The organism is Thiomicrorhabdus sp. Kp2 (assembly GCF_000478585.1).
Lineage (GTDB): Bacteria > Pseudomonadota > Gammaproteobacteria > Thiomicrospirales > Thiomicrospiraceae > Thiomicrorhabdus.
The window spans coordinates 1,178,327-1,196,335 of the sequence record NZ_ARWI01000001.1 but is presented as its reverse complement, the minus strand read 5'-3'; the positions used below and the strand labels follow the sequence as shown (position 1 = coordinate 1,196,335).

At 39.5% G+C, this 18,009-nt stretch carries 16 protein-coding genes; 6 read left to right on the top strand and 10 right to left on the bottom strand.

Annotation, left to right across the window (positions count from 1 at the left end; translation table 11 throughout):
• The first annotated feature begins 29 nt into the window (after positions 1-29).
• Together A379_RS12635 and mobA are read left to right on the top strand one after the other, a co-directional pair.
• Entirely contained in the window at positions 30-2,942 is a 2,913-nt protein-coding gene (locus tag A379_RS12635) for an ATP-binding protein (protein WP_051145026.1), read from the top strand.
• Between the two features lie 24 nt (positions 2,943-2,966).
• Positions 2,967-3,560, top strand: coding sequence for a molybdenum cofactor guanylyltransferase MobA (mobA, locus tag A379_RS05715; protein ID WP_040726605.1), 594 nt, complete (start codon positions 2,967-2,969; stop codon positions 3,558-3,560).
• Positions 3,561-3,630: 70 nt separating this feature from the next.
• Here the strand turns inward: mobA and hisI are convergent, their stop codons facing one another.
• The 3 genes from hisI to A379_RS05700 form a co-directional block, all read right to left on the bottom strand.
• Positions 3,631-4,071, bottom strand: a complete 441-nt coding sequence (gene hisI, locus A379_RS05710) for a phosphoribosyl-AMP cyclohydrolase (protein WP_040726603.1) — start codon at positions 4,069-4,071, stop codon at positions 3,631-3,633.
• 13 nt (positions 4,072-4,084) lie between these two features.
• Complete coding sequence (locus tag A379_RS05705) at positions 4,085-5,152, bottom strand: 3'-5' exonuclease (protein ID WP_040726600.1); 1,068 nt, start codon at positions 5,150-5,152, stop codon at positions 4,085-4,087.
• A 122-nt stretch (positions 5,153-5,274) separates the two neighbouring features.
• Positions 5,275-6,306, bottom strand: a complete 1,032-nt coding sequence (locus tag A379_RS05700; RefSeq protein ID WP_040726595.1) for a glycosyltransferase family 1 protein — start codon at positions 6,304-6,306, stop codon at positions 5,275-5,277.
• 145 nt (positions 6,307-6,451) lie between these two features.
• Here A379_RS05700 and A379_RS05695 point away from each other — a divergent pair, with 145 nt between their 5' ends.
• Positions 6,452-7,324 (top strand): UDP-2,3-diacylglucosamine diphosphatase, encoded by an 873-nt coding sequence (locus A379_RS05695; protein ID WP_106381687.1) that lies wholly within the window; start codon positions 6,452-6,454, stop codon positions 7,322-7,324.
• Between the two features lie 163 nt (positions 7,325-7,487).
• Here A379_RS05695 and A379_RS05690 read toward each other — a convergent pair whose 3' ends face one another.
• The 3 genes from A379_RS05690 to A379_RS05680 all read right to left on the bottom strand — a co-directional run bounded on the left by A379_RS05690 (position 7,488) and on the right by A379_RS05680 (position 11,227).
• Positions 7,488-8,579: a hypothetical protein gene (locus A379_RS05690; RefSeq protein WP_040726593.1), complete on the bottom strand. Its 1,092-nt coding sequence runs from the start codon at positions 8,577-8,579 to the stop codon at positions 7,488-7,490.
• Positions 8,579-9,871, bottom strand: coding sequence for a DUF3419 family protein (locus tag A379_RS05685; protein WP_051145025.1), 1,293 nt, complete (start codon positions 9,869-9,871; stop codon positions 8,579-8,581). Before A379_RS05685 ends, A379_RS05690 begins: the two co-directional genes overlap by 1 nt.
• A 225-nt stretch (positions 9,872-10,096) precedes the next feature.
• Positions 10,097-11,227 carry a glycerate kinase gene (locus A379_RS05680; protein ID WP_040726591.1) on the bottom strand — a complete coding sequence of 377 codons (1,131 nt, stop codon included), beginning with the start codon at positions 11,225-11,227 and terminating at the stop codon, positions 10,097-10,099.
• 257 nt (positions 11,228-11,484) lie between these two features.
• Here A379_RS05680 and A379_RS05675 point away from each other — a divergent pair, with 257 nt between their 5' ends.
• The 3 genes from A379_RS05675 (at position 11,485) to A379_RS05665 (ending at position 15,343) form a co-directional block, all read left to right on the top strand.
• Positions 11,485-12,633, top strand: coding sequence for a DUF3095 domain-containing protein (locus A379_RS05675; RefSeq protein WP_081696347.1), 1,149 nt, complete (start codon positions 11,485-11,487; stop codon positions 12,631-12,633).
• Between the two features lie 139 nt (positions 12,634-12,772).
• The gene (locus tag A379_RS12630) at positions 12,773-14,632 is read left to right on the top strand and encodes a GGDEF domain-containing protein (protein WP_051145024.1); all 1,860 of its coding nucleotides are present in this window, start codon (positions 12,773-12,775) and stop codon (positions 14,630-14,632) included.
• 126 nt (positions 14,633-14,758) lie between these two features.
• Positions 14,759-15,343, top strand: coding sequence for a TetR/AcrR family transcriptional regulator (locus A379_RS05665; RefSeq protein WP_040726590.1), 585 nt, complete (start codon positions 14,759-14,761; stop codon positions 15,341-15,343).
• 34 nt (positions 15,344-15,377) lie between these two features.
• Here the strand turns inward: A379_RS05665 and A379_RS05660 are convergent, their stop codons facing one another.
• From A379_RS05660 to A379_RS05645, 4 genes are all read right to left on the bottom strand, one after another.
• On the bottom strand, positions 15,378-16,115 hold the full coding sequence (locus tag A379_RS05660) for a DUF4395 domain-containing protein (protein WP_040726587.1): 738 nt from the start codon (positions 16,113-16,115) through the stop codon (positions 15,378-15,380).
• 115 nt (positions 16,116-16,230) lie between these two features.
• Positions 16,231-16,788, bottom strand: a complete 558-nt coding sequence (locus tag A379_RS05655) for a thioredoxin family protein (RefSeq protein ID WP_040726586.1) — start codon at positions 16,786-16,788, stop codon at positions 16,231-16,233.
• 178 nt (positions 16,789-16,966) lie between these two features.
• Positions 16,967-17,575 carry a superoxide dismutase gene (locus A379_RS05650; RefSeq protein ID WP_040726583.1) on the bottom strand — a complete coding sequence of 203 codons (609 nt, stop codon included), beginning with the start codon at positions 17,573-17,575 and terminating at the stop codon, positions 16,967-16,969.
• Positions 17,576-17,708: 133 nt separating this feature from the next.
• Positions 17,709-18,005, bottom strand: a complete 297-nt coding sequence (locus tag A379_RS05645; RefSeq protein WP_040726579.1) for a YcgL domain-containing protein — start codon at positions 18,003-18,005, stop codon at positions 17,709-17,711.
• Between the last annotated feature and the right edge of the window lie 4 nt (positions 18,006-18,009).

The window sequence follows — 18,009 nt, the reverse complement described above, 5'->3', positions numbered from 1 at the left end:
TGGTTTATGTCTAAAATCATGGCAAAACTATGTCAAATAATACCGATCAAGCCAATTTGAAAAACCGTTCTACAAAATCTAAGTTTAAACTGCCACTGATTTTCTGGTTTTCTATGTTGAGCTTTGCTTTTTTTATTGTCACGATTGTGGTTTATATCATTTCGCAAAATGAACAGCGTGTAACGCAAGCGGCAAAAATATCGGCAAACGGCTTAGCTTCATTTGTTTCTGATTATGTTGAAAAGCATCAGTTAATTGTAAAATCCATCGCTTATCATCATCAGGATAGAATTTTACAGTTATCAAAAGGGGCTGGTTATCCTTATGATTTGGCAGAGATAGCAAGTGATGTAACAGAGTTATTTCCTGCGGATACTGAGTTTGCTGTTATTAATCACAAGGGCAAAATCATAGTGGGTAGCCATGTTGAAGATATGGGGCCAAAATGTCGACGTTTAATTCAAGAATCTATTAACACTACAACGCCAAGTATCCCACGAGTAAATGCACATCAGGCGCCTGATGGCGGCTTTCATTTTGATATCCTTTTTCCCATTACGGTTGTCGATAAGTGGGCTGGACTGTGGGTAAAACTCTCTTTTAAACCGCTTGAAAGATTCATTGTGAATTTGAATATTCAAGAGTATGAACTTGTTATTAGCGAACAGTTTCCACCCTATAAAACCTTATTGGGTGATCACCCTGAGGGTGAAATGAGTAGCTCAAAAATTTCAGTTTTTTTCAATGAGATGGATTCCAAAACCTTAGGTGCAAGACCAGGTGAAAGGGCGTTAGCCATTGCATCTATTGATAACGTTGCATGGCAAGTGCGAGCGATTCAGCGTAACGCAGTGTTTGATGAGTATGTGCATAATGTTGTGTTTATTGCTTTGTTGCTTTTTATTGTTGTTTTTATCATCACCACACTTCTTTATTTGTTCTTTAGACAATTGCAGGAAGAGCGAGAAAGAATTAAGCAGGCTGCGGTTCATGACCAGTTGTTCAATGCAGGCCCAACCATTTTATTGGAAAAGAAAATTGATCGAAATATGTCAATTTTATATGCTTCGCCTAATGTGGAAAGTTTATTAGGTAAAGATTCAAAAAGTTTAGTTGAGCACTCTTTTATTGAATGGATTCATAATGATGATGTGGATGAGGTAAGGCAAAAATTACTCACAGCCTACTTAGAGAATCAGGATAAGGTTGAAATGGTGTATCGACTTAAAACCAATGGCAAGGGTTCATATAAATGGATTTATGACTTGAGCCATATTTTATACAACCGAGCGGGCAAGCCAGAAATTCTTCGTGGTTATATCACTTCTATTCACGCCCAAAAAACAGCAGAAAAGAATGCAACAGATTTGATTCAATCTGTACCAGAGGCTATTTTTGTTATTAACTTTCAAGGGCGAATACTGAACGCGAATACAGCCGCTGAGAGTTTACTAAAATGCCAAAAAAGTGATTTGCAAAACAAGTTGTTCAGTCTCTGGTTAGAAGCCGAAAGTTTTGCGATATACGATCGCTTGAAACAGCATTATTTAAATAATAAAACATTACAAGAAGACTCTTATCGCGAAAACGCACCTCTGTTTTTAAGGAATGCTATTGGGCAGAGGGTATCCGTAGAAATTGGCTTTAACCAGATTGAATTAAATGGTGAGAACTTTTTGGTTCAGGTAGTGAGAGATATTACTTTACAGCAACAAACGCAGCAACAATTAAGCTTGGCTAAAGAAAGAGCTGAGGCCTTGGCAAAAGCTCGTAGCCGTTTTGTGGCCACAATCAGTCATGAAATTAGAACACCAATGAATGGTGTTTTAGGGATGGCCGATTTACTGTTTGATACGCCGCTCGATTCAACTCAAACCCAGTATTTACAAGCCATTAAACAAAGTGGTGATATCTTGTTAAAAATCATTAATGAGGTGTTGGATTTTGCCAAGTTAGATGAAGGGCAAGTGTTTCTTATTAAAGAGAAAGTGGCATTACAAAGTTTGGTAGAAGAAACCCTTCATCTGTTATCAACCACCTCAGAAGAGAAGTCGATTACCTTAAAATATGATTATGCAGATAATCTTCCTAAAGCATTTTTAGGGGATTCTATGCGTATTCAGCAATTACTTATGAACCTTATTGGCAATGCACTTAAATTTACCGAGAAGGGCGAGGTTCTTGTAAGAGTAAGGCTGGTTGAGGAATATAAAAATACCACAGATGTGATGATTGAGGTCATTGACAGTGGTATTGGCATTGCAGAGGAGCACTTAGATAAGTTATTTGATTCATTTACTCAAGCAGATGGCTCAACCTCCAGAAAATTTGGTGGCACAGGGTTAGGTTTAGCAATTTGTAAACAGTTGGTTGATTTAATGGGAGGGGAGATTGGCGTTACTTCAGAGTTAAATAAAGGTAGTTGTTTTTGGGTTAAGTTGCCTTTTGAAAACTTTTCTAAAATCAATATGATTGACTCAACCGCTTCTCATCAGGTTGAAGATACCAGTCACAAAAATGCTAAAGAGTTACCACTATTGGGTAAACATATTTTATTAGTGGAAGACAATCTCATAAATCAAAATGTAATTGATGCGTTTTTACAGCGATTAGGCGCTAAAGTGGATATTGCAGATAATGGACTTAAAGGGGTCGATTATTGGCGTCTTAATCCGAAAAGATATCACCTTATTATTATGGATTGCCAAATGCCTGTGATGGATGGTTTTGAAGCGACTAAAATGATAAGAAAAGAAGAGCGTTTAGCTAATGTAGCTAATGATGTAGCGAATGAGGTTGCTCATATTCCAATTCTCGCGTTAACGGCAAATGTGATGGTGCAAGATAAAAAACGTTGTTTACAAGCAGGGATGGATGACTTCTTGGCAAAACCCATTGAAAAAGACTCTTTTAATGAGATGGTGCTTACTTGGTGTTTATAAACCCCGTAACTATTTGTGTGATGCATGAATAATCGTTTGAGTACTCCTCAGCAGATTACGGGGGTTATTATTGCGGGTGGCCAAGGTAGCCGAGTGGGTTATCAACAGAAAGCGCTATTGCCTTACCATGGTGAGCCGATATTAAAACCGATTTTATCGCTGTTATCGAGCCAGGTTAAGAATGTATGGGTTAATGCAAACGCCGAATTGCTACGTTATAAAGCCTTCTCAGAGAAGTTATTCAGTGATGAATATCAAGGGTTTTTAGGTCCGCTAGCTGGTATGCATGCTGCTTGGCAGCACATTGATACAGAGTGGGCGGTGTTTGTGCCATGCGATAACCCCAATATTCCCAACGATTTTGTAGAACGTTTAGTTCAAGCCTATAAACAACAGCCAAATCCGATTGTGGCCGTGTTTGATGGCCAAAGGTTGCAACCGTTGTATTTGTTAATGCATTGTTCAATGAGAGAGTCTTTAGGTCATGCAATTGATATTGGACATTTAAGTGTTAATCGCTGGGTAAAAGAGAACCCATTTACCCAAGCCAATTTTGCAGACTGCTGCCCAGATGCCTTTAAAAACCTGAATACCCTAGAAAGCTTTAACCAAAGCTGATTAGAGCTATCCTGGTTAATAAAATATGAATGCGACAGAATAACCAGGCCTGGTAACTTCTGTAGCAAACTTATTTTTTGTATAAATCTTCAGGGTTAATAATTGGGTTTGTGGTAATAGTGACTTTACCAGCTTCCACTTGTGTGTAAAAGCAGCTTTTACGACCTGTATGGCAAGCAGGCCCTGTTTGGTCTACTTGTAAAAGAATGGCATCACCATCGCAGTCAAAAGTTAAAGATTTTAAAAGTTGAACTTGTCCAGACTCTTCACCTTTACGCCAGTAGTTTTGGCGTGAACGCGACCAATAACAGACACGACCTGTTTGCAGTGTTTCTTCTAAAGATTGACTGTTCATCCAAGCCATCATTAACACTTCTTTTGTGTCAAACTGCTGGGCAATAGCGGGAATTAAGCCGTCTGCATCAAACTTAATTTGAGACTTTAACTCTTGCCAATCAAATTGCTCGCCTTGTTGAGCCTTCTCTAATTGCTTAAAAGTCGTGTTGCACATTGAAAAAGTTCCTTTACTTGAGTTGCCCTAAAGCGGCAAATGGGTTGTTGGTAATTTGTTCCTGCTTTTTCTTAGGCTTCTTTTCTTCAATCTTGGATTGAGTACCTTTCTCTAGCATCGCTTTAAAAAGGTCAACGGTCGCTATGGCATCGGCCAAAGCGTCGTGCGCATCGCCAGGGAATGGTTTGCCTAAAACTTCTTCATAGGCCACAGTCAATTTTGGTGTTTTAAAGAACCAATACATGTTTTCACTGTGCCAACGCATAGCACCAATTAGGTCTTTACTCAGCTCAGCGGCATCTAACCAGGTGTTGTAGTCTAGCTCAAATTTGAGCATCTTCTTTTCAGCACTTTTTTCTAGGTACATAAAGTCGCTCTCGGTGCTGTAAGCTAATACCACATCGGCTTGTAAAAGGGTGTCGTGAATCAGGTCCCAGGCCTGGCCAAGAGAGGGTTGGCCTTGAACCATTTCGGTTGTGATATTGTGTTTTTCGTTTTCTGGAATGTCATAACCTGGGTTGATTAACTGATTAAACAGCTCTTTGCCGTTAATGTCACAAGCTGAAACTTGAATAATATCCGCTTCTGGATCCGTCGAAATATTGGTCGCTTCAATATCAATACACACCACATTCTTACCTTTTAGGTCTTTAGCGTGGTTTTTAAGTTTGAACAGAGCGTCATTACGGCTTTCTTGAATAAGTGGAATCACATCAGAATCACAAAATTCTTTGATTAATTCAGCCAGTTTTTTTGAAAAACGAGCTACCGATTTCGTTAAGGCTTTACGAACCTCTTCCTCTTCTGAGCAGCGCTGAATGAACTCGTTAATATCGATGATTTCTTCATCAATGGTGAGTTTGCTTAAAGACTCTTCGGCCAATTTTTTTGGGTTATAGTCAAAGTCTTCAAGTGGTGGAATAAAGATGTTGGCATTGAGTAACGATTTTTGCCCTTTTGCTGGAGAGGCCATAATTTCAACCCCTTTGATATTTAGGCCGTCGGAGGCAGCGACTGCAACAAGATACTCTTTAAGAGGTTGTTTACGTTTATCTAGCAAAATCAGTTGTGCATTACTCATAAGAAAAGGGCTTTATTGTTTGGGAGCTTATTTAGGCAAAGCTTTTATGTTAAAAAAATAATGAGGGGTATTGTACCGTTTATACAGTCAGATAACTAAAAAATCCATCAGTTAATATGGGTTCAGTTAGACCAATCAATCGGGCTTAGATTTTGTAAAAATTGTTGGGAGGCATGTGGCCAGTTAAATTGAGGAATGCTGAGGTGTATATTCTGTTTGGGTAGGGATAAAGCGGTTTTAATGGCTTGTTTTAGGTCGTCATTGACTGAACCATTTAAGCCTTCCGTAATAATATCTTTGGGCCCCGTTACAGGATAGGCAGCAACTGGGGTTCCGCATGCAATTGATTCAATATTGACCACACCAAAAGTATCGGTTTTAGAAGGAAAAACAAAGACATCGGCTGAGGCATAAAATTCGGCTAATGTTTTTCCTGATTTAGCCCCTAAAAAATGACTATGAGGATAGCGTTTTGTTAAATTTCCCCGTTCTGGGCCTTCGCCAATAATGAGTTTGCTACCTGGTATCTCTAATGACAAAAATGCTTCAATATTCTTTTCAGGGGCAATACGGCCAACATAGAGCATAACTGGTTTTGGATAGTCGAGCTCTCGATGCTGTTGTGGATTAAAAAGCTCTGTATCTACGCCACGTGACATTAAGGTCAAGTGGTTAAAGGCTTTTGCCTGTAAGTCTTGCAAAATAGACAGGCCTGGTACCAGCGTTTTTTGTGCTGGGCGGTGAAAATAGCGTAATACTCGGTAAGTAAGGCCTAGAGGAATGGGTATGCGCGCACGAATGTATTCTGGATAACGAGTGTGATAACTCGTGGTAAATGGTAATTTGTTTTTAAGAGCAATGTGTCTGGCAAACCAGCCCAAAGAACCTTCGGTAGCAATATGAATAGCATCAGGTTTAAAGTCTAATATTCGGTTATTTAAACCTTTTGGTCGCCACACACATCTAATTTCAGGGTAAGTCGGTAACGGAAAACTTTTGTATTCAGAAGGTTGAATAATATCTACCTTAACACCTTGGTTTCTAAGTTCTTTAATAAGGTTTGTTAAGGTCGTCACAACCCCATTCACCTGGGGTGTCCAAGCGTCGGTAATTAAGGTGAGTCGCTTAATGTTTTTTAGGTTTTCTACTTTCATTGTTACAAATCTAATAGAAACGTATTAAAAGTAGATGAACTCTAAGTGACAAAGTAATGATATTTAGTTCATTCAAGCGTCATATTATTGTCAAAAAAGCTTTGTAGACTGTCTCAAATCCCCTAATTATTTTTGAGATGTTTACATGGAATTTAGTGCGCAAAACTTGAATCAAAAAAACATTCAAGGAAACGAGGAAATTAGTTTTCCAAATTGGATGGCTTCCATCGCAGAAGCGGATTTTATTTTGGCCGAAAATGACCATGAAAAACACTTGTTTAGAAGTGTTTTTATCTCAGATACACACTTGGGAAGTAAGGGTGCCAAAGCTGAATTTTTAGCTGAATTTCTTAAATATAATCATTGTAAAAACCTCTATTTGGTTGGCGATATTATTGATGGCTGGCGTTTAAAAAAACGTATGTACTGGCCACAATCACATACCAATGTAATCCGTCGTATTTTAACCATGTCAAAACGTGGTACCGATGTGACTTACGTAACGGGAAACCATGACGATTTTCTACGTCGTTATTCAGGTGTGGATTTTGGCAATATTACTCTGTGTGATGATGCGGTGTTTGAATCGGCTCGTGGGCAACGGTTTTTGGTGATTCATGGCGATAAGTACGATAGCGTGGTACAAACCCATAAATGGTTAGCGATTATGGGTGATTGGGGTTACGAATCATTGGTGATTGTGAATCGCTACTTCAACCACCTGCGCCGTAAATTTGGTATGGGCTATTGGTCGCTGTCATCCTACGTTAAGCAAAAGGTAAAAGGCGCTGTTTCCTTTATTTCAGCTTACGAAGAGGCGGTGGTGGATGACTGTAAAAAAGAGGGTTTTCACGGGGTGATTTGTGGGCATATTCATCACCCAGAAATCAGAATGATTGACGATATTCAATATTTAAACTGCGGTGATTGGGTTGAGTCTTGTACGGCTATTGTGGAAACCTTAGAAGGTGAGATCAAGTTATTGCGTTGGGTTGAAGTGAATCACGATAATCAGTAAGTCAAAGACCACTCTGTGCTTCGGCTCTTCGCCGAGTTTTTGCTTTGTGGTTAAAACCATTTTGTTATGTGGGTATTATGCAGGGACGGTACCCAAAGGTACCGTCCCTCATTCACATTCCTAACCACAAATCTACCAGGCCTGGTAAGTATGGTTTATGGGTTTAAATTTGATTGTCTTCAAGTACCTTAGGAGCAAACTTGTTTAATAATTTGGCAAAGCCTTGCATAATTAGGGTGCGAGAACATGAAAGGTGTTTGGTATAAAACGCTGTGTATTCAATGGTAGGTAGGCCGCCACGCGCTCGTTTAAAACTACCCGCACCCGAGCTTAAATTCATCATCTGACCCGATTCATACGTCTCTTTTAATAAAACCGCCATCAGCAAACGATACAATCCCAGCTCTTTTGGTTGCTCAGTATCGTAACCTACCATGGGGGTGGTTATGATCTCTTGCTGTGTAAACAAGCCAATGGAGGCTATGATTTTATTGTCTTCAGGGTTTCTAAAGCTGTAAAACTGAATTAAACCGATATTATGCATCTGGTACAAATACGCTGCGCTAAATTGAGGGTTAAAATGCGAGTGCTTTTCAATAAAAAGTTTATTAAAGCAGTGCACAATATCCTCAAAATCAGCTTCTTGATGTTCATGTGGCTCCATGAGTTTGAGCTGAGTTTTGCGCAATAGATTTTGATCTCTTTTGGTGTGGCTTCTGTGCCACCACTGTCTATCTTGATTATCAAACAGATAAACCTGTCTTGCTGGAATCAATAGCCAACCATTGTCTTGCAAGGATTGCATGAGCTCAGCATTATTGTGCCAGTTTAAAGAGCGAATATTAAAGCTGTGTACAGGATAACGGTGAATCAGTTTATGGGTGAGTTTAGGAACGGTTTCTTTAGACCATTTAGGAGGTAAGTTGGTCGAAACTAACCAGTTGTTAATGGAGAGTGTTTGGTTGATTTTGGCCAGTTTTAACAGCTTATCGGCAATGCGAATAGCGCCTAAAAACAGGTTTCGCTGACTTTTGGATTGAATCAGCTCAAGTTCATCTTCAGCATAGGAGATGTAAGCGGTATACGGAGAGCACACATAACTATTGGTAAATTCTTCGTCATTAAGTGTTGTTGGAACAGGTTCTCCATCAACCACCAGCAAGTCGAGTTTGGTTTGGACGTTGCAAATGGCTTGGCTGACACCAAGTTGTTTTACGGTATTCACATAGAGTATTGAACGATTCAGTATATCCATTAAAGTATCTTCTGGCCTTCTGTGGTGCTGGAATGAATATAGAGATGTACTCCACCATAGATGCCCGAGCGATCTTGTTTAGTATAGTTTTGATTGTCTTCTTGGTTAGTATGCCAGTGCTGAAGAATCGAATGCGGCAGTTTCTCTTCTAAAGGAGAAGTATCGCCAGCGGTTCTAAATACCACGCGGGCATTTGGCATAGCGGTACGGTTCACCTCTTGCCATAATTCAGTCAGTTGTGTTTCATCCATCCAATCTTGAGCGTCTAAAAACAGGTAAGCATTTAAGCTGTTATCTGGCAGGTCTTTAAGGCGTTCAGTCATGGAAATGTGAGTGACATTCACCTGATTAACGTGATTTTGCAAAGCCTCAAACTGGTCGCTTTTTAAATAACGTGGCACCGCTTTACGATGTTTAATGTCATATCCACGGTTAAATGCTTGCCATGCAAAGTAGTTCTGATCTAGCGGGAAGTCACAAGCCAGTTGACGAGCGCGCTCTTTAAGCAGTAAATGCATACCAATTTTGGCTTGTTTAGAGTCGCGGTTCATCTCTTCAAATTGCGCAGGCGGAATCCCCAGGCTATACATTACCATTGAGCGGTTGCATAAAAATTTCAGCAGTTTTGTGTCGAATACAGGAGCAACATGTTGGTCAAACAGCACTTGCTGTTCTTGCATTGTACGGGCTTGCATGACTTGTGAAATATCATGCCCTAAACGTTTGCTGGTCCAATGTATTAAACCAATAAAATGCCCAAGTAAACCATGTTTATAAAAACCATTGGTAAAATATTCAATACGCTTCTGTTTCCAAGGTCTTTCTCTAGACTCCCAGTATTTTAGGGTTTCAGAATCTAAATTTGGTTTAATGTAAGCTTCGTATCGGTCTATGTTTTTAGGTAAATCGGCGCGGCCAAAAAAATCAAAAAAGGCTTCATAGCTAGGCAGGTGTTGAATAGCGATCAATTTCAGCTTAATTAAAGCGATGTGCGCTTCATTTAAATCAACGACCTCAATCACTTCAGGTTGTTCTGTTAAATAATTAAGTACATTACAACCACCCGAAGAGATCGTAAAAATTCGTGAATTATGGTTCAACTGTAAAGCCTGTATATCCACTTCTGGATCTTCCCAGATTTGCGGATAGACCAAACGATCAAACCAAGCGGTAAACAGTCTATCAAGAAAGCCTTTGCGACTAAATATGGAAGTGTTGTTAACCGCAGAACCCAAAAGTTTACGCGTGTTTTTATTCTCTACATTTACATCCATTGCTGAAGTGCTGTTCATTACTTTTATACCTAAGATTGTGGTTTAGTCGGCTTTTTACAGAGGGTGTAAACGGCAGGGACGACTATACAAAATTGTTGTTAGGTATATTAATGAGATGTCGTTACCAAAATATGACGCTAGGGTAACAACTTGGTGAAGATTGTTATAAGGATGCTAGCCATTAACCTACAAGTTAATGGGTGCAGTCTTATTAAATGTAATCGGTTGAGCAGGCCTGGTAACTTATTTAAGAAGCGGAATGACCGATAACAGCGTTTGTTGTAGTAGATAGGGGGCGTTGCCCATTGCTTCGTGTTCGTCCATGACTTTGTTTACAATGCTAAAAATGGCTTTAAATTCGGGAAGCTCTTCTACTGAACAAGTTAGGCTACCGCAAAGACCAATGGTGGGTACATTGTATTTTTGGCCGAGTTCAGCAATTCTTAATGGCAGTTTTCCAAAACGGGTTTGGTTATCAAACCGTCCTTCGCCAGTAAGGATGTAATCGAAATTTTGATTTTTAATAAGCGCTTCAAGTTGGAGTGTTTCATTAATTACATCAAACCCAGGTACCAGTTTGGCATTTAGCAATCCCATAAAGCCAGCGGCCATACCGCCCGCCGCCCCTGCGCCAGATTCTAAATGAACTGCCTTATTGGCATGTGACTCTAGTACTTTGGCAAATTGGCTTAACGCTTTTTCTAAAATTTCAAGTTGTTGCGGTTGTCCACCTTTTTGTGGGCCAAAGATTGCTGTTGCCCCTGTTTCACCCAGTAAAGGATTGGTAACATCACAAGCAATTTGCCAGTCTATTTCCAAAAGGTGTGATGGGATTTCACCAATTGTGGCTAACTCCTTTAGGGCTTGGCCACCTAGGTTAATAGATTGGTTTTTGCTGTTGAGCATTGGTACACCTAATGCCATTAAAGCACCGGCACCGCCATCATTTGTGGCTGAGCCACCGAGTCCCAGAATGATTTTTTTAGCCCCCAAGTCAATCGCTTGTTGAATCAGTTGGCCAGTACCGTAGGTATGGGTGTTTAACGGGTTTAATTCTTCTTTGCGAACTTTTGTGATACCCGAGGCTTGTGCCATTTCTATAATGGCGGTTTGACTCTCTGCTTGCCAAGCAAAGTTGGCTTTGGTTTTTTTACCCAAAGGGTCTGATACCCAAGCCGATTTAGCTTGCCCAGCCCCTGCGCAAACAAAGCTGTCTACAAAACCTTCACCGCCATCTGACATAGGGCGAGAGAAAACCTGGGCGGTGGGGGCTATTGCCTGAATGACTTGGCTAGCAATCTTACAAAAATCGGATGCATCTAAAGACCCTTTAAAGCTGTCAGGGGCCAGTAAGATAGAAAGAGGTTTAGACATATAAAATCCTATGCATTTATTGGGTAGCGAATCTAAGAGGGTGGCGACTTTGCAAGTATAAGGGGAGTTCACAGCGTTGTTTACTCGAAATTTCATTATAACCGAGCCTTTAAAAATATCTACTAGGCTTAGCCTTTGTTTACTGCGTTTGATTAAGAAAGTATGACTGAAAATGAAGATTAAGTGATTGATTAACACCAATGAATAAGAGACTATAAATAACCTGGTCGTGTGAGTATAAAGGATTAAAACTGATAATGAGTTCCGCTAATTTTGAACAAGAACTAGCTGTATTAACCCACCTAGAAGAGGGACTTCACGCTGAGATTTATCAGCCATTGCCTGATGATTGGTGGGTTGTGATAACCGATGTGAAAGGTTCAACCAAAGCCATTGAGGAGGGGCGTTATCGAGATATAAATGCCATTGGTGGCAGTACGATTGCTGCGGTTCTTAATGCGCTTAAACCTTTAAAAGTACCTTTTGCTTTTGGCGGGGACGGCGCTAGCTTTTGTATCCCTTCTGATTCAATCACCGTTGTTAAGCAAGCTTTAAAAGGGTGCCAAGAGCTTTCAAAGGATTCATTAAAGCTAGAACTTAGAGTAGGCTTAGTGCCAGTTAATCGACTTACCAGGCCTGTTAATATTTGTAAATATAAAGCTTCAGAGTCACTCGTTCAGTATTTTTTTATGGGGGGTGGTTTAGAAGAGGCAGATAGTTTAATAAAAAACCACGCTGAATTTGCTTTAGAAAAAAATGTACCATCCAATGCCGATTTTAGTGGTTTCGAATGTCGATGGAACGAAGTCCCTAGTCAACGTGGTGTGACCTTAAGCTTGCTGGTTAAAGCACAAAAAGAGGCGCAAGCTTATTCTCTGTATCAAAATGTTTACCAAAAAATTCAGGATTTATTAGGGGGTGTGGAATTTCACCACCCTCTAAATGTACAAGGTATGTCACTCTCTTTGAATAAAGATAAACTCAATATGGAAGTGTTGGCCAAGAGTCAGAATCAAAGCAAATGGCATCAATGGAAGGAGAGACAAATCATTCGGGTTGAGAACTTGATTGGTAAGCTTTGGATGCGCTTTAAAGTCAAAAATACTTATGGAGACTGGGGGAAATACAAGCAAGAGATGGTGGTGAATTCCGATTATATGAAGTTGGATGATACCTTTCGTGCGGTGCTTTCGGGTGATTCAGAAAATGTGCAAGCGCTCTTAGATTGGCTTGAAGAGGCTTATAAAAAAGGGACTTTGTTTTATGGCTTTCATTTAACGGATGCCGCGCTAATTACCTGTTTAGTGGAAAAAACAGGTATTGAGCATATTCACTTTGTGGATGCCAATAAAGGGGGGTACGCCTTGGCGGCTAAACAATTAAAGAAGCAAATGTCTCAAGCTTAAACATGAGGTTATATTGAGTTTAAATGAGGGTTAATACAATCCGTTTGCATTCCTATAAGTAATAATGAATAGACTTTATGGGTTGCATTAGTTAGTGTGATAGTTGTTCTATTTCTAATGATAAGCCTGGAGTGGCAAGATGGTCTTAACTAAGAAAATCTATTTACGGTTCATTATTTACTTCACGGTTTTTAGTTTTGTGGTGGCGTTTTTAACAGCGTTCGTTACCTATAATGCCGAAGGTTATAAGTTAAGTGAAAATGTTTATAAGTTAGCAGAGACCAAGGCAGATCAAAAGCGCAATGCGATTCGATTCGCTTTAAAAGGCATTGAAGACCAAGTGAGTGCCATTATTGATAACCCTCTTTTTGGACAGTACCTCTCTCATCCAAGCCAAATCTCTCAGGCTCAAGCCGAAAACCTTTTTTTGTATGTTTCAAATGCCAACAACCAATTTTTTCAAGTACGGTTTATTGACGCCAAAGGGTTTGAAAAAATCCGAGTTGAAAGACCAAGAGGTACATTTCAATCTATTTTGATTCCTGAAGTGAACTTACAAGATAAGTCTCTACGTTACTATTACAAAGAGTTGTTAACGGCTTCGCCAGGCCAGTTTTGGCACTCTAGTCTTGACCTAAATATTGAAAATCAGCGTGTTGAATTGCCTATTAGACCCACTTTAAGGGTGGCCAGCCCCGTGTTTAATAATGGGGTGTTTGCTGGTTTGGTGATTATCAATACAGAAATGTCTCATTTACTGGATGTGTTACAAGAGAGTTCAGAATTTAATGTGTATTTGGTTGATGAGGACGGCTATATTTTAATCAATCCTAATGATGCTTTGAACTGGGCAAGGTATCTTGATACAGGTTATAAAATCCCAAGCGTTTTACCAGAAATGACCATGGACGTTTTAAAAACCTCTAGATATCGTTCTGAAGATTGGTTTAGTTTTTCGCTCAAAGAGGACTTTAAAAGCCGTGAACAGCTGTTCTTGATTTTGGAAACCAAAAAAGATTTTTTAAATAGTTTGAATGAGCAAAACCTGCAGGTCACACTCTATTTGGCGCTATTAATTCTATTGGTAGCCATTCCGACCGCCCTACTTATTGCTGTTTCGCCCTCTCGATTGCAACAAAAACTCAATGTTGAAATTGAAAAAAACACCAAAGCACTTGCGATTATTGATGAATACGTTGTAACCGCTTCATTAGATTTAGAGGACAACTTTACCAAAGTGAGTAAAGCAATGTGTGAGTTGAGCGGTTATAACGAGTCTGAACTCATTGGTAAGCCAAGTACCATATTAAAAGCGCCAGATAGTGTTGATGAACAGAGTGAAGAGATTTGGTACAAGCTTTCACAAGGATTAATCTGGCGTGGTCAGGTCAAAGACCAAGCCAAAGATGGTTCCATTTTTTGGCTAGACAGTACATTCCTACCTGAATATGAAGGTGAAAAGATTATTGGTTATCGAGAGGTCTCTCAGAATATTACCAATGAAAAAATGATTGAAGCCATTTCTGAAACCGATGCATTAACAGGCGTATGTAACCGAGTGAGATTAGATGCCGTATTGGAGAATGAACTACAACGGGTAAAACGTTCTCAATCCTCGTTTTCAGTCATTATGGTTGATGTTGATTGTTTTAAAGCCGTTAATGATCAATATGGCCATTTAGTGGGTGACAGTGTTCTAACAGAGCTGGCGAATCTGCTTAAAGACAATTGTAGGGTGGTTGACACCGTTGGGCGCTGGGGCGGCGAAGAATTTATGATTTTATGTGTCGATACCAAGCTAAACGGTGCTGTAGAGTTAGCCGAGAAGTTACGCCAAATCATTTGTCAGCATACTTTTGAGCATATTGGGCATAAAACAGCGAGTTTTGGTGTGTCTGAGGCGACAGCAGAAGATGGTGTTGATCAAGTTATAACCAGAGCAGACAATGCACTTTATCAAGCCAAAGCGTTAGGGCGCAACCGAGTTGAATTTGGTTGAATGAATAAAACCATGGTTATCAGCGTTTTACCAGGCCTGTGCTTTTGGTAACGGTAAACTTGGTTTTAAAATCTAACTTTTGAAGCGTTATAATATTGCTGTTTTATAAAGAGTTTAAAGATAAAAATGACATCAAAAGATACCAAGCAAGAAATTACTGAACTTGCGCTCAAATGTTTTTCACAACGTGGGTTTAGTAAAACCAATATGTCATTAATTAGTGAATATACAGGCTATTCTCGGGTAACGGTTCATAAATATTTTAAAAATAAAAAGGTTTTATTTAGAAACGTTGTTCAACACTGTATGACGAATTCGATTGGTGAAGCTCAAGCGAGAATGCAAGAGGTTGATGTAAAAGATCCCTGGGATGCGATTGAGGAGTATTTAATTGCCAGTGGAAAAAAAGTTTTTGAAAATGTGCATGATGATTTCATTTTGAAAGATTTGCATATTGCTATAAATGAGTTGGCTGAAGACTTGGTTGATACTAAACAGCAAATTATCATTCAATTTATTCAAGAGGAATTAGAGAGGGGCGTTAACGAAAATCGTATTACCTTGTCACCTATTCAGACGACTCCTAAAGGACTCGCTCATTTGCTGGATTATTGTTATTTGGGAGTGATGAGAAATGCGCCTGTTCAGCAAATTAAGGGGGAGTTACATCACTTAATTCGTGTTTACCGTAAAGCCACTCAGGTTAAATGAGCGGCTTTAATGTAATTCAAAAGTGAACAAAAAACTAAAGCGATTTTTCGATTGCTTTACGTTCTTCTATCCACGCTTTTTGGTCAAAATCTACATTCATACAGCTGTAGCAATGCTCTTTAAAAATGCCAAGTTTTGCCAGAATCCAGTGAATCTTACAGCCCAAACAGAAACCAAAAATTGCCTCTAACCACATTAATGCAAAACAAATACCGACAAGTAAAGGAATAAAATCTGGCATCCAGTTACTGGTTGTTGCTAGTAGTTCAGCGCTAAAGAGTGCATTAACCGTTCTGGCGACCGAATCAGGGTTAAAAAACATTAAGCAAGAAATAATTAACACCGCACCAATTGTCCAGGCAAACCGTTTGGGTTTGAGAGGTTCCCATTTAGGGCGGATATTTCGGGTAAGAAATGTCGCTATGTGAATTGTTGGTGAAAGGTAAGCGGTTTTGATAAACATACCAGCCAGCATTTCAAATAAGCCGAATAAAAGTACAATACTTGGAATGGTGTAATCAAATACCGTTTTAGAAGCCTGTACATTAAAAATGACTCGCCAATCCTGAGTCATATCAAAAGTCTCTTCTACAAATGTGTTTGGTAAGACTGTCCAGGTTGGGGCAAGTACCGTTGTGAATAGAATAATCACCATGTAAATAGGTATGAGTAACATCAAACCAGCACGCATTTGCACGGCATATTTATTTATAAAAACAATCTCTTCCGATTTGTCTCTAAACCAGAGGTTTTTAAAGTGATATTTCAGCATGTTTTGCCCCAAAATTTTAAGTAATAAAGTTAACAGATATTATATAAGTGTTAACTTTAGAAGCGAATCAAATTAATTTATAGGGGTGTGATGGGATTGGATAAGGAAGCTTTGTTTAAGGTTTCCATTTGATAGAACAGCCCATTGATGGGATTTGTTCTAAAGGGCCTTGTCCTGTTTGAGCGACTTGTTTCATCGCTTCTAATAAATCTCTTTTAACACCTTCAGCTGAAGTCTCTTTGCGAGACTCGTCTAAACGACCACGGTATTGTAGTTGTAAATCAGCGTTATAACCAAAAAAGTCAGGGGTGCAAACGGCGCCATAGGCTTTGGCCGTTTCTTGTGTTTCATCTAAAACATAAGGAAATGGGAAATCCCAAAGTTCTGCGACTTTTTGCATATTCTCAAAAGAGTCTTCTGCATATTCATTTGGATCGTTAGACATAATAGCAATACTGTTCACGCCATATTCATCACGCAAAATACGCGTGTCTTCAACTAATCGTTTATGAATCGCTTTTACATAAGGGCAGTGATTACAAATAAACATGACTAAAAGACCATTTTTACCTTTGGCTTTTTCAAGTGACCAGGCCTGGTTATCTACGCCAGGTAAATTAAAGTCGATAGCGGGTTGGTTAAAATCACAAACAGGGGTAGTTAAACTGACCATCTTATTCTCCTTGTTTTGAAACCACAAAGGCACGAAGTCACGAAGAGTTTAAGGTTTTAGATTTAACTTGGTTAAATCTAAGTTAGCAGGCAATCGGTGATGAATGCTGATTCTTAAAACTTCGTGTCTTCGTGCCTTCGTGTGAATGCTTGTCAGACTATTTTAGTTGCGAATAAAGTTATTTAGCCGCACTGTATAATTCTGAAACTTTATCCCAGTTAACCACATCCCACCAAGCTTGCATGTAAGCTGGGCGTAGGTTTTGGTAACGTAGGTAGTATGCGTGTTCCCAAACATCTAAACCTAGGATTGGCGTACCTTTGGTATCGGCGCAATCCATTAATGGGTTATCTTGGTTTGGTGTAGAAGAGATTTCTAATTTACCGTCGGCTGAAACCGTTAACCAAGCCCAACCAGAACCAAAGCGTGTAGCACCCGCTGTGTTGAACTGTTCTTTCATGGCATTAAAACCACCAAATGTGGCATTGATGTCATCGGCTAATGCGCCCGTTGGCGCGCCCATGCTATCTCCAGACATAACATTCCAAAAGAATGAGTGGTTCCAGTGTCCACCACCGTTGTTGCGAACGGCAGGAGGTAAAGTACCTGCTTTAGCCATCATCTCTTCTAAAGAAGCGTCAGCCAATTCAGTATCTGCAATGGCATTGTTTAAGTTAGTGATGTAAGTGTTATGGTGCTTGGTATGGTGAATTTCCATAGTACGAGCATCGATAGAGACTTCAAGTGCGTCGTAGTCATAAGGTAGATCTGGAAGAGTAAAAGCCATGCTGATATTCCTTGTAAAATGTGTGATGAAATTAAAACTAAACCTCTATTGTATTCACATTGTGTTGTTTGTAAATACTTGAGTGATTTAATTGGTTATTCAGGCGTAAAGTTCACAGGCCTACTGTTCGTATTTAACAGATATTATCTAAACGTTCAGGAGGTGGTGCCATGTCACCCATTTTCTCAATTTCATTAGGTGGCATCTGCATAAAATAGCCTTTGGTGTTAATGGATTCCAAAACACTCGTGGCATCTTCTCTCGCTAATTTTTTATCAGCAGTGAGTTCAAAATCAATGATGTGTTCAGGTTCACCAAACATCACTAAAAGTTCATTTGGCAGGCCTTCTAAGCCTTTTTCTTCGGGTACAAATAAATACAGTTCGGCTTTTTTGGGGCTTCTGTAGGCTGAAATGTTAATGGCTGACATGCTT